The organism is Clostridium ganghwense (genome assembly GCF_026735165.1).
Classification (GTDB): Bacteria; Bacillota; Clostridia; order Clostridiales; family Clostridiaceae; genus Clostridium_H; species Clostridium_H ganghwense.
On the sequence record NZ_JAPQES010000001.1, the window covers coordinates 1,009,850 to 1,022,735 of the forward strand.

Consider the following 12,886-nt stretch of genomic DNA (forward strand, 5'->3'; position numbering starts at 1 on the left):
TTTAGTATGTATTCAAAAAAATAATTTTATCTTGTATTATTTACTTTTTTTATATTATTTTTCATATTATTAGGTCTATTTAAACCACAACAATCTAATTTTTGATTTCCTAAACTTTTATTGTTTTCTTCCGCTATCTTCTTTATAAAATTCTTAAACCATTTTTTCATATTTCCATCCCCTTTGTCTTATTTTAACTATATTATATTTATTTTTTATGGAGATTTTATGTAGTTTTTTATATTGACTAAAATTTCCTTTATCTTGATAATTATAAAAAATTAAACTCTAATTTCTTTATATGAAAAATCCTATACCTTTTAACCATGGTATAGGATTTAGATTTACTTTTTTATATTTTTCTTTTTAAGTTTCATAATAGTTTTTTCAATTTCTTCGCTATCTCTATTATCGTAAGGATTATGTATCATTGCAGTATAGAATAAATATGGATATTCATTCTGTAGATATTGCATATATATAACCCATTCATATGCTAATAGTGCATAAGCTCTTTCTACGTCACCACCTATATGCTGAATGTCTTGTTCAATCAAATGTGGAGTACGTCTTCTGGTTATTACTTCTCCATATAAATGGAATAATGCTTGCAATAGTTCTGTAAAAGTTTCATGCTCTAATAAAATAGGATTTTCCAAAAGTTTTATAAAAAATTCTTTATTATTACACAACAAAGCTTCTATATTATCTAAATAAATTTTCTTAGAAATAATTTTGTACTCATATGACTTAGTTATCTCTTTGATTTTTTTATAATCTTCATCTTTCCATCCATTTGTTACAATAAGTTTATTTCTAATTTTATCAACATTAGGATCTGCATTTATAAATAATCTTAACATTTCTTCTCCAACTTCATTAAAAAAAACTCCTATTAGCATATTAAGCTTTTGAAAAAGCTTTCTTTTTTCTCTGCGTTCTATAAATTTATCTATAATTAGTGTTACAATAAGTATTTCTATAGGTATGAATGCTAAATCTTCTGTTAAAAACACAAGAATATGATGAATGTCATGAAACATCATGTAATTTATGGTATAAAGTAAAATTGAGGAAATTAATAGAATTATTGCTAATGATATCTGATCTTTATATTTTTTCATTTTCTTTTCTCCTATACTATAAAATTTTATTATAAATTTATTATTATCCTTAAATTTAAAATTTTATAATTTCCTAGTAAGTAAAAACGCCTAAATTTTTTCTAAAAAAATTAAAAGCCTACAGAATTTAAATCCTGTAGACTTTTTCCATCTATATAATTATCCCCATAATTATAAACCTTATTTAATTTTCTAGCTCTATATAATTATCCCCATAATTATATACATTATTTTGAATAGTCATGGAATCCTTTTTTAGTCTTTCTTCCTAGCCATCCAGCTCTTACATATTTTCTTAGTAATGGATGAGCTCTATATTTTGGATCCTCAGTTTCATGGAATAATACATCCATTATAGCAAGACATACATCTAATCCTATAAGATCTCCTAAAGCTAGAGGTCCCATTGGGTGATTAGCTCCTAACATCATAGCCTTATCTATATCTTCTGCAGAAGCTATATTTTCTGCTAATATACCTACTGCTTCATTTATCATAGGAATTAAAATTTTATTTACAACAAATCCAGGTGCTTCTTTAACTTCTACTGGTTGTTTTCCAATTGCTTCTGATAATTCTTTTACAGCAGCAAAAGTTTCTTCTGAAGTTGCCATTCCTTTTATGATCTCTACAAGTTTCATAATAGGTGCTGGATTAAAGAAATGCATTCCTATAACCTTATCTGGTCTATTTGTTGAAGCAGCAATTTCTGTAATTGAAAGTGATGATGTATTTGAAGCAAGTATTGTTTCTGGTTTACACATCTTGTCCAAGTCACCAAAAATCTGCTTCTTTATTTCCATATTTTCTATTGCTGCTTCAACGACTAAATCGCAATCAGCTGCCATATTTAGGTCAACTGTTCCTGTTAGTCTTGATAATATTTCTTCTTTATCATTTTCTTCCATTCTTCCTTTTGATACTAATTTAGAAAGATTTTTATTTATTCCAGCAAGTCCTCTTTCAACAAACTCATCTTTTATATCCCTTAATACTACCTCATGTCCTTTTACAGCGAAAGCTTGAGCTATTCCAGCTCCCATTGTACCTGCTCCAAGTACACATATTTTCATAATTAATTCCTCCTTTTGATTAATATTTCGTTAATTTTTTAACTATCCCCTGAAAAAAAATTGCATTGCGCACAAGAATTGAATATTTATATAAGTAACTTTATTGTAATTAAGCCTATATAACCCATTTAATTTTAATTGTAGTAGGAATATATTACAAATCATTACTTCTTTTTCTATAATTATATCACTGTTTCATTTTAATTTCAAATACTTATATGAAATTTTTTCAATTTTATATATATATTTTTTGTTATTTTTATATCATTCATGATAAATTTTAGACAATGTTAATTTATGAAAATTATGTTTCAATATATGCTACTAATTCTTTCTCAATTTTAAATGAATTTAGATTCTATTATATTGTTTTGGTATAATTATATTAAAACAAATGAGGAGGTTTTTCTATGAATAAAACTTATTATTGCCCTGACTGTGGATCAAAATTAGAAAAATTTAATGCTTGTGCAGCTATAAACTACTTTTGTCCAAAATGCAAAGAATTAAAATCAAGTAAAAGAATTTTAAAAGAACAACCTAAAGAAGATATATCAGCACAAAAATAAGCCCTAACTATTTAAATTACACAAAACAAATAATCAAAGGTCTACAGAATTCCCACCTGTAGGCTTTTCTATCATCTGAATATATTTCTCTTTTATGTCAATACTCATATACAGGGAGGTGTTGTCATGTCTACAATAGAATTAATACCTGATATTGAAAATTTAGAAAATGATATATTTAAACTAAACCTATTTACTGATATTAGTGATGAACTTGATGATTCTTTAACTGAATTAATTGAAAATAAATCTATAACAATTGACAGGGTATATTTTGACTCTAAACATAATGAATTAAAAGTTGATTTAAAAAGTGAAAACATAACTAATATAAACCTTATAAATCAGTTTGAAAAACTTATAGCTGAAGCATTTTTCAAAACTTTATCAGAGTACCAATACTATAATTAATTTATTCGAACAATAGAATTGAGCAATTGGGGAATACTACATTTAACTACTATTTTATAAAACTTAGTAAATAACTAAAAATATATTTAGAAGGTAGATGAATATTTATGTTTGATAAATTAAGAAAAGTTAAAATAATCTTTTGTATAACAGTTTCTTTTTTATTAGTTACATCAATATATCTAGCAAAAAAAACATTTTACAAAAATGATATGACCTTACCTTGTGTTTCTAATATTGCTGATAAAAAAACAGTTTATTTAACTTTTGATGATGGTCCTATCCCTGTTGTTACCACCCAACTGCTAGATGTTTTAAAAGAGTATAATGTGAAAGCTACTTTTTTTATAGTTGGAAAAGAAATCGATGGTCGTGAAGAAATTTTAAATAGAATTTATAAAGAAGGTCATGGTATAGGGCTTCATACTTACACTCATAATTTCAAAAAAATCTATTTATCCGAAGATAATTTTATAAATGAAATGCTAAGAACTCAAAATAAAATTAAAGAGATTACAGGATATACTTCTAATATTATCAGATTTCCTGGAGGCAGTTCAGGACATTTAAACCAAAATATGCTTGAAAATCTACATAAAAATAATTTAAAAGTATATGATTGGAATGTAAACTTAGAGGATGGAATAAAACCAAATCTTTCTATAAATAAATTAGTTAATAATGCAAAAAAATATAACGAAAACTACTCAAGAATAATACTGCTTATGCACTGTAATTCTAATAATAAAAATACAGTTAAAGCATTACCGCTTATAATAGACTATTATAAAAATTTAGGTTATGAATTTAAACCAATTTTAGAAGATACTAATGAATATTATTATAGATTCAAGAAGTAATATAAAAGCAGAAGTTCTTATAAAACTTCTGCTTTATTTAAATCAAACTATATTAAGCTGTTATCTACCTCTAAGTCTTATGTCTCCGTTATTCACCTCAACTCTAATAATTGGGCTATCTTTTCCAACTATCTCATCCACATTTTGTTCACGATTTTTTTCATTAGTTTGTTTATCATTTTCTTCTTTATTGATCTTAAGTTTGAATCCATCTACATCAATATTTCCATATTTAGTATTGAATTTATACGCTCCTTGCTGCTTTTCAGGAAGCTTAATATTTACATCTCCAGCTTCATTTTCAATTTCAATATTACTATTATTTATTTCCTTACTTTCATAAGAAATATTTCCTTTTGAATTCTCTATACTAACTAAGCCTTTTACATCTTTAATATCAATCTTTCCAAACTTATTATCTATACTAATATTTCCACTAACTTTTTTAATCTCTATATCACTATTATTTGAATCTATTTCTATATCTCCAATTAACTCTTTAAGCTCAACCATTCCTGATTTATTGTTTATATCATAATTTAATTTCTTGGGAACTTTAATATAATAACTTATTCTAACATTTCTGATTCTACGATTACTTCTTAAATATTGCTCTTTCTTAGAACTTATTCTAAGCGTTTCTCCTTCATCTATTTCAATAATTTTATCAGAAATTTCTTTTGCGTATTTCTCGTCATTATTATCCATTGTTATGATTGATTCTATTTCAATATTGTTTCCTTCATATTTTTCTACCTTCAAGTCACCAAACACATCAATATTTATGTTCTTTACGTTACTAGCGTTTATCTTATACTTTTTATTAAAAACAGATGAATATTTACAATGTCCAATTTCACTTAAAAAGACATCAGATAATTCACCATTCATAAGATTGTTTACTGCATATATACCACTACATACTAAAAGAATAAATATTATAGAAATAATACTTAGAACATCCATCTTAACCTTAGGATTTTCCTCTTTCGAGAAATAAATATAAGCTAAAGTCTCTAAACCTAAAATTATTAAAATTATAGGCCACCATTTTATAATTTTTTCTGCACCATTTATCCCTGTAATTTGACTTAAAAGAAGTATTATCCCTGTGCCTATAAGCATAATACCCATAGATATTGTTCCAACTCTCCACTTTCTCATTATTATCCCCCTATTTACTCTTTGCTTCCAACCATCAACTTTATTCCACCTAATATAAATAATAGTGACACTATACCAACATTGAAATATTCTCTAATTTTATATCCAAAAGCCTCTACAATCATTGGCATAGCTACATTTTGGAATATAATAGCAATACCTATTACTATTAGTACAATTCCTAAAAGTCTTCCACTATTTTTGTTTATACTCATATCTTTAAATTTATCTACAATAATCAAATCTCCATCTTCTAGATTTTCACTAGAAGAAGTTTTATGCATAACATCAAAAATGCTATAAAACCATATTACAGGTACAAATAGCATAAATAGTGAAATTCTTAGTAAATCTGTTAAGTAAAACGCTAAGAAGAATAACCCCATTATCTGTACCCCCATCTTCATAAGACCAATATACATATGACCTGCTCCTGGTATCATTGAAAGCATTAATGTAATTAGCCTTTTGTTATCAACTCCTAATCCTTCTCCCTTTTTCAAAGTAACAGCACTTTCATTTGGACCACTTTCATACAACATTCCATGATTAATTTTATCAGCAAGTACCATACTATCCACCACTGCTGCTAACCATATTATAGGAATAAATATTAATGTAATCGGTTCATTAACTATATCAATCCCTGTTATAAATATACTTAAAAGTATATCTCCAACTACTGCTGAAATAAAATATGCTCCTCTTTTGCTTAATCCCAAATAAATATGTCCTAACCCTGGAAAAAAGGATAGCAAAAAGGTTAAAAATTTACTTTTCTTATACATTCAATCACTCCTCCTTATTTATCAAACTATCTAAAAATATTGAAGTTTTATCCACTAATTTATTACTCCAACCATATTGTATAATTTTTGTTTCTTCTTTATAAGCACCTGTGACAGTAATCCCCTTACTAACACCTTTATACATTCCATCAAAAACTCCAGTTAATAAAAAGAATATTGTTATACTTGCAACTGAAGTATAATAAATGAGTATATTTGTCTTTTTATTTGTCTTTTTATTTTTCTTTGAATTCTTTTTATTATCTTCTATAATATTCATAACATTATCCACAAAATCTGGTGATAGTTCATTATCTTGCTCATTTTCAATAGAAGCTTCAACAACCGATAAGTAGCTTTCAAGACATTCGTCACTATTTAATAAATGTTCTTCCATATCTATTTTTACTTCTTCATCTAAGCTATCTTTCAAATATAATTCCCATTTTTCTTCCCCATGGTGCTTCATGTCTCTTCCACCTCCTCAATCTTCTTTCTTAAAAGGTTTTTTGCCCTATAAAGTCTTGTTTCAACAGTTTTTATACTTATGTTTTCTTCTGCTGCTATTTCTTTATAGCTCTTATTTTGAATATAAAATTTTTTTATTACGCTCTTGTACTTAAGTGGTAACTCATTGCAATAACATATAACTTCTCTTTTCCGCTCTTCTTGAATTAGTCTATCTTGAATTAAGGCTTTATTATCAGGCAAACATTCCATTTCATCAATATACTTTATCTCATTTTCTTGTTTACTTGCAAGCCTTCTTTTATAATCAATAGACTTGTTAACTGCAATTCTACCTATCCAATTCTTAAATCCTTTATATTCATATTTATGGAGGGATTTATACACTTGCAAAAAAGTCTCTTGAGTCAAATTTTCCGCCTCATGGGGGTCTTTTACTATGTTTTTACAAACGGCATATACTAAATTTTTATATTGTTCAACTATTATTCTGAAAGCTTCATCATCTCCATTTGCCGCTTTTTTTATTATTAAATCATTTTCTTTCATAGCTCCCTCCTTTCTTCACACTAATATAGACGTACTATTTTTTTAAAACCCTTCAAAAAAATAAAAAAAATTTTTTATACTTATAAATTTACTTTAAATTCTTAAATAAAGAACAAAGGTATATATTGCTATAAAGACGTTTGACTTCACTAAGAAAGTCTAATTTACTATAGATTAAATAAAGGTTCCCCACCAAAATGGAGAACCTTATTCTTAATTAATCACTATAACTAAACAGCAGTCTCTTACTATATATTTTTACTTTCTCCTACATGAATTCTATTTTTTAACCCCTTAGTTTTACCTTCGACTAATATCTTATCGGCAACAGTAAATACATCTTTCATCTGTAATACCGTTTCAGGATAAGAGGCAACTCCTATTGTTATAGTAACGTTAATTCCTATTTGTTTAATAACTTTAAGTTGAGTTACTTTTTCTCTGAAGTGATCTAATATTTCTACAGCTTCACTTAAAGGCTTAAATAATATTATTATGAATTCATCTCCTCCAAATCTTATAACATCTCCCTTATGTTTTTTTATAATCTCCATAGCTAAATTGCTAACTTCGACTAAAACTTCATCGCCTTTTTCATGTCCACACATATCATTTACTTTTTTAAAATTATCTAAATCAAATACTGCAAGGGTATAATTCTCTTGATTAGTATTCATATTTAACATAAGTTTTTCTAAATACTTTCTATTATAACAGTTTGTCAAAATATCTCTATTACTTACTTCATTAATTTTTTCAAAAAGCTTTGAATTAACTGCAACAATACTTACTTGAATAGCTAGTATATTAAAAAAATCTATAATATTTTTAGTAAAAAAATCTTTGTTCCTATGTTCTACAACAATAACCCCTAATCTATTGTTAAGTCTAAAATCTTCTAACGGAGCTATAAGTATAGATTCTACATTTGTTCCCTTAAAAAAATCTATTTTTCTATTACTAACATTAAAGGCCCCTGTTTCTTTAATTTTCAGTAAAAAATCAGGTAATTTTTCATTTTCTTTAACTTCATATTTATTACCATTATAAATACTTCTTGAATAAGTTGTATAATCATTATCATTCTTTATCCATATAGTACATGTGTCTGTTCCCATAACCCCCATAATTATATCAGTAATATTTTTCATTAAATTTTCAAACAACTCAAGAGTACCAGAGACTTTGATAACTTGGCTCAGAATCCAATTCATACCTCTACTTTCTTCAAGTTCTTTTGTTATAATTGATTTTTCTTTTTTTAAAATTTTATTTTCAAGCTTAAGTTTTATTTCAACATTATTAATGTTATTTAAATTTTCAAATGATTCATCGCCTTTTTTTGCCATAGCTACCCCTCCAAGTGAGTATTTACTATATTATACTTTTAAAATATATACTTTTATTTTAACTCAAACTAGTTTATGTATCAATTATCGACATTTTTTATTTTTATTGAATTTTTCAAAATTTATAACATTTACGGATAATTTTCCACAAAACAATAAAATGGACTGTCTCAAAATGATTTTTAAAAATCATTTTGAGACAGTCCATTTTACAAAGTTTTCCTAAGCTAAAGCTAATACTATTGCTGCTAATATAAATCCATATCCTAATAATTTATAATTAAAAGATATTGTTTTTTTGAATTCCAATTTTTTTCAAAGCAGCAGCTGGAGGTAATCCAAAAACCATTGCTGCAACAATTTGTATAGCCATTCCTGGTATAGATGTCACTGGTGCAAGCCAATTTCCATAAATAATTACCTCAGCTACATAATATCCAGCAATCATCCAAATTCATCCAATTACAATACCGATACTATTCCATAGAAAATTATCACCATTTCTTCCTTTAGCATACGCTATATTTCCTATAATATATGCCATTAATCCTTTGATTACAAAGGTAAATGGAGCCCATTGTGCCCCTCCTATTAACAAATCAAATAAACTCATACCAAATGCTGCAGATATAGCTCCTCGTTTTCCGCCAAAAATAATTGTGATAATTACCACCATAGCACTTCCTAAATGTATTAAGCCTCCATTTACTGAAATAGGAAGACGAAAACTCATAAACATTGTAGCTACAAATACTAAACTAGTTAATAATCCTAATAACACTATATTCTTTGCTTTACTATTAACATTTATATCTTTTGAATAACTATTGTTCATTTTAATTCCTCCCTTATATAATTCAAATAATTAACTTTGTGATACTTGTTTTTGTATATTTTTCCTACCATGGGTATAATTGAATTTTTTCATAATAATGACAAATGGTCAACTGTATCGATACATCTCAGTTTCAAAGCATATATTCTTATTTTTTATATAAGAAAAAACTTCTTAAGTTTAATCCTTAAGAAGTTTTTTCTTATATAAATTATTAAATTACCTCTTTAAATACCTCAATTAATTTAGGGTCAAATTGAGTTCCTGCACATCTGGTTATTTCTAAAATTGCTTCCTCTTTGTTCATAGCTTTTCTATACTCTCTATCTGTAGTCATAGAATCATAAGCCTCTACAATAGCTATCATTCTAGAAATTAAAGGTATTTCTTCTCCTTTTAGTTTATGCGGATATCCTTTTCCATCCCATCTTTCATGGTGATATAAAATATATTCTGCTATAGGAATAAATTTCTTAATAGCCATGGATATCCTGTACCCTATTTCTGGATGTTTTTTAACTATGTCCCATTCTTTTCTATCTAGCTTAGAACCTTTATGCAGTATCTCCTCTGGTATAGTCAGCATCCCTATATCGCCAGCTTCTTTATATAACATTAACTCTTCTAGTTGCTTTTGTGAAAAATTCATTTTTTTGCCCATTTCAATTAATATTCGTCCCATTTCAATAAGCTTTTGTTCTTTGTTATGAGGATTTTGTCTTAATTTATTTTTTAAGTATTCCAATATTTCTTCTCGTATTCTTTTGCTCTCTATAAATTTCTTAGAATACATATCATCATCTGCTTCACTGACAACACTAGACATATCCTGTCGCATTTTTTCTTTTGTAGCTATTCCTATAGCCATACTAACCTTATCCAATACTGTTTCTTGTATATTACAAAGCTTGTGTATTTTTTTTGCTACTTCTTCTGCCGTCCCTCTATCCGTATTCGGAAGAGCTATTATAAATTCATCTCCACCTAATCGTGCTACTAAGTCACCTTCTCTACAGCTTTCCGTTATTGCTTTTGCTGCATTTTTTATTAAATCATCCCCTGCTTTATGTCCAAACACATCATTAGTTAATTTTAATCCATTTAAATCTGTAATTATTATGCTAACCGGCATATATTCTTGCACATCAAATTTACTAAATTCTTTTTCAAAATACGTTCTATTATAAACTCCTGTTAATTGATCATGGAAAGTTAAATAATTTATATCATTTCTTAATTTTGTTTCTTCTGATACATCAGAAAAAGTAAGAACATATCCCATTTTCTCTTTATTTGTTTTAGGTATCTCTGTCAATTGACAAATCGTAATATACTCCTTATTATTAGCTCCTAATAATATTTTTTCTTCCTTTACATGTAAATTCATTACATCTATCTTTTCTTTAGTTTTACAATCCAGCAAACTAATAATATCTTTAAGTTTAACATTGAGCTCTCCACCACTATATCCAGTAAGAGCCATAGCACTTTCATTCATAAATTTAATATTACCATCTTTATCTGTAGCAATAACACCATCTTCTATACTTTGAAGAATTGTATTTAACCACTTTCTCTCTTCCTGTAATTTATTCTTCATTTCATGCTTATACAATGTCATTTCAATATTAAAATAAAGTTCAGCTTCTTCAAAAGGCTTTACTAAAAAAGAATAACCTTCACTTAATTTTGCTTGTTCTAACATCTGCTTGTCGGATAAAGCTGTAAGGTATATCACAGGTATATTCAATATATTTGTTATTTTTGTGGCTGTCTCAAGGCCGTTCATTTCTCCCTCTAATTGTATATCCATAAGAATTATATCTGGATTATAAATAAGAGCAGATCTAATAGCTTCTTCACCTGCAGCACATATATCTACTACTTCATATTTAAGATCGATTAAACTCTTTTTAATTGTTTTTGCTGTTACTTTTGAATCTTCTACAATTAATACTTTTGTTACTTTCATTTACTCCATCCCCCAAATTAGTCTATATAATATACCTGAAGTAAAAGTTCTTTACCTTCTATAGAATAGCTTTTCATAATCTTTAAAATCTTATTTTTATGTAGAATAAAATGTTTGTCTCCCACTATTGCAAAAGGAGGAGTAAGATTAAAATAATATTTTTTTCCTGTTAGCAACGCCTTAGTTCTACCTGCTATCATATTTATAAGTTCCGCTGCTCCATCATACACTTCCTCATCACTCAAATCACTTGGTAAATTTCCTGTCATATAACCTATAATTAAACTAGCTACTTCTTTTGACATGGTTAAAGACATGAGAGCATTTTTTTCTCCTGTAATAATCATAACTCCAGATATTTCACCTTTAACCGTACTATTTTCTTTATATGTATTTTCTTCAATATACAATCCTGTCATAGTTTGAATGACATCTTTAATTGCAATATTGAGACTTTGTTCTAACTGAATCCTTTCTTTATCCAAAGTTACTCTCCCCTTCCCAATGCTTCTAACATTTTTTTAGTAACTTCCTCCATGGTAAAGGGTTTAATGACATAATGTATCGCTCCAGCCTGTATAGCTTTTATTATATTCAGCTTTTCACTTTCTGTAGTTACCATCATAACGGGAATATGTTTAAATCTATCTTCTTCTTTAAGTTTCTTTAATAATTCAAATCCATCTATACCAGGCATATTCCAATCCAATAAAATTAAAGCAATCTCTTTATATTCTTGTTCTATAACTTTTAAGGCTTCTTCTCCATCTGCAGCCTCCATAAATTCATACTCTATTACTTCTACAGCCATTCTTATTATTTTTCTTATTATAGCTGAATCATCTACAGATAAAATTTTCATATATTCACCTCTTCACCTCGTAATATACACTCCCCATATACTCCTTTTTATCATAATAATCATTATAATTAAAATATATTTCTGAACTCCCTAAAAAGAAATTTCCATTCTCTTTCAGCGATAATGCCATTCTTCTTAGAATATCATTTTTTAAAGTATCTGAAAAATATATTGTAACATATCTACAATATATCAAATCAAAATTACCAAAAAAAGCAAAACTTTTTTGCAAATTGAATCTATAAAACTTAACCATTTTCTTTATATTATCTTTTAATATATAAATTCGACCTTCTTTTTCAAAGTATTTATTTTTGTAAAATTCAGGTAAACCTCTCATGATAGATATAGCATCGTATCTGGCCGATTTAGCAATCTCTATTATAGAGCTGGAAATATCCGTTGCCACTATTTCAAACTGAGATATACTTACATCTGAAATATTATTCTTACTTAAATAATTATCTATTATCATAGCCACTGTGTAAGGCTCTTGTCCTGTAGAGCATCCTGCGCTCCATATTCTAATTTTATTTTTTTTATTTTTTCTCAACATATCTATATATTGAGGCATTAAAACATTTTCTAATATCTTCCAAGGCTTCCTATCTCTAAACCATAGTGTTTCATTTGTAGTTATTGCATCAATCATTCTTTCAGTAATACTATCATCCTTGCTATTGTAAATTAATTTATAAAATTCTTCAAAAGTATTGCATCGAAAATCTACAAGCAATTTTGAAAGTCTACTTTCAATCAAGTACGCTTTATCTTCTGAAAGCAAAATTCCGCACTTTTCTTCAATATATCTCTTCATAAGAGAAAACTCTTCTGATGATAAATTTACAATCACTTTTATCAC

Annotated in this window: 17 protein-coding genes; 3 read left to right on the forward strand and 14 right to left on the reverse strand. The window is 27.1% G+C overall.

The window, feature by feature from the left end; translation table 11 throughout:
* Positions 1-26: 26 nt before the first annotated feature.
* The 3 genes from OXH55_RS04610 to OXH55_RS04620 all read right to left on the reverse strand — a co-directional run bounded on the left by OXH55_RS04610 (position 27) and on the right by OXH55_RS04620 (position 2,200).
* Positions 27-170, reverse strand: coding sequence for an LDCC motif putative metal-binding protein (locus OXH55_RS04610; RefSeq protein WP_268048313.1), 144 nt, complete (start codon positions 168-170; stop codon positions 27-29).
* Between the two features lie 174 nt (positions 171-344).
* Positions 345-1,124, reverse strand: a complete 780-nt coding sequence (locus OXH55_RS04615) for a hypothetical protein (protein WP_268048315.1) — start codon at positions 1,122-1,124, stop codon at positions 345-347.
* A gap of 227 nt (positions 1,125-1,351) precedes the next feature.
* Entirely contained in the window at positions 1,352-2,200 is an 849-nt protein-coding gene (locus OXH55_RS04620) for a 3-hydroxybutyryl-CoA dehydrogenase (protein WP_268049022.1), read from the reverse strand.
* A 407-nt stretch (positions 2,201-2,607) separates the two neighbouring features.
* Here OXH55_RS04620 and OXH55_RS04625 point away from each other — a divergent pair, with 407 nt between their 5' ends.
* From OXH55_RS04625 to OXH55_RS04635, 3 genes are all read left to right on the forward strand, one after another.
* On the forward strand, positions 2,608-2,766 hold the full coding sequence (locus tag OXH55_RS04625; protein WP_268048317.1) for a YfgJ family double zinc ribbon protein: 159 nt from the start codon (positions 2,608-2,610) through the stop codon (positions 2,764-2,766).
* A gap of 126 nt (positions 2,767-2,892) precedes the next feature.
* On the forward strand, positions 2,893-3,177 hold the full coding sequence (locus OXH55_RS04630) for a PolC-type DNA polymerase III N-terminal domain-containing protein (protein WP_268048319.1): 285 nt from the start codon (positions 2,893-2,895) through the stop codon (positions 3,175-3,177).
* 107 nt (positions 3,178-3,284) lie between these two features.
* The gene (locus OXH55_RS04635; protein ID WP_268048321.1) at positions 3,285-4,037 is read left to right on the forward strand and encodes a polysaccharide deacetylase family protein; all 753 of its coding nucleotides are present in this window, start codon (positions 3,285-3,287) and stop codon (positions 4,035-4,037) included.
* A gap of 60 nt (positions 4,038-4,097) precedes the next feature.
* Here the strand turns inward: OXH55_RS04635 and OXH55_RS04640 are convergent, their stop codons facing one another.
* The 11 genes from OXH55_RS04640 to OXH55_RS04685 form a co-directional block, all read right to left on the reverse strand.
* On the reverse strand, positions 4,098-5,201 hold the full coding sequence (locus OXH55_RS04640) for a DUF4097 family beta strand repeat-containing protein (protein WP_268048323.1): 1,104 nt from the start codon (positions 5,199-5,201) through the stop codon (positions 4,098-4,100).
* Positions 5,202-5,215: 14 nt separating this feature from the next.
* On the reverse strand, positions 5,216-5,989 hold the full coding sequence (locus OXH55_RS04645) for a hypothetical protein (RefSeq protein ID WP_268048325.1): 774 nt from the start codon (positions 5,987-5,989) through the stop codon (positions 5,216-5,218).
* Positions 5,990-5,993: 4 nt separating this feature from the next.
* A complete protein-coding gene (locus OXH55_RS04650) occupies positions 5,994-6,458 on the reverse strand; it encodes a hypothetical protein (protein ID WP_268048327.1) in 465 nt (154 codons plus the stop codon).
* Positions 6,455-7,006: an RNA polymerase sigma factor gene (locus OXH55_RS04655; RefSeq protein ID WP_268048329.1), complete on the reverse strand. Its 552-nt coding sequence runs from the start codon at positions 7,004-7,006 to the stop codon at positions 6,455-6,457. Before OXH55_RS04655 ends, OXH55_RS04650 begins: the two co-directional genes overlap by 4 nt.
* A 248-nt stretch (positions 7,007-7,254) precedes the next feature.
* Positions 7,255-8,355 (reverse strand): sensor domain-containing diguanylate cyclase, encoded by a 1,101-nt coding sequence (locus tag OXH55_RS04660; protein ID WP_268048331.1) that lies wholly within the window; start codon positions 8,353-8,355, stop codon positions 7,255-7,257.
* A 280-nt stretch (positions 8,356-8,635) separates the two neighbouring features.
* On the reverse strand, positions 8,636-8,803 hold the full coding sequence (locus OXH55_RS20095) for a hypothetical protein (protein WP_336296757.1): 168 nt from the start codon (positions 8,801-8,803) through the stop codon (positions 8,636-8,638).
* A gap of 6 nt (positions 8,804-8,809) precedes the next feature.
* A complete protein-coding gene (locus tag OXH55_RS04665; RefSeq protein WP_336296758.1) occupies positions 8,810-9,190 on the reverse strand; it encodes an ECF transporter S component in 381 nt (126 codons plus the stop codon).
* Between the two features lie 214 nt (positions 9,191-9,404).
* A complete protein-coding gene (locus OXH55_RS04670; protein ID WP_268048333.1) occupies positions 9,405-11,162 on the reverse strand; it encodes a diguanylate cyclase in 1,758 nt (585 codons plus the stop codon).
* Positions 11,163-11,179: 17 nt separating this feature from the next.
* The gene (locus OXH55_RS04675; protein ID WP_268048335.1) at positions 11,180-11,647 is read right to left on the reverse strand and encodes a chemotaxis protein CheX; all 468 of its coding nucleotides are present in this window, start codon (positions 11,645-11,647) and stop codon (positions 11,180-11,182) included.
* A 2-nt stretch (positions 11,648-11,649) separates the two neighbouring features.
* Positions 11,650-12,024 carry a response regulator gene (locus OXH55_RS04680; RefSeq protein ID WP_268048337.1) on the reverse strand — a complete coding sequence of 125 codons (375 nt, stop codon included), beginning with the start codon at positions 12,022-12,024 and terminating at the stop codon, positions 11,650-11,652.
* Between the two features lie 4 nt (positions 12,025-12,028).
* Positions 12,029-12,886 carry a CheR family methyltransferase gene (locus OXH55_RS04685; RefSeq protein ID WP_268048339.1) on the reverse strand — a complete coding sequence of 286 codons (858 nt, stop codon included), beginning with the start codon at positions 12,884-12,886 and terminating at the stop codon, positions 12,029-12,031.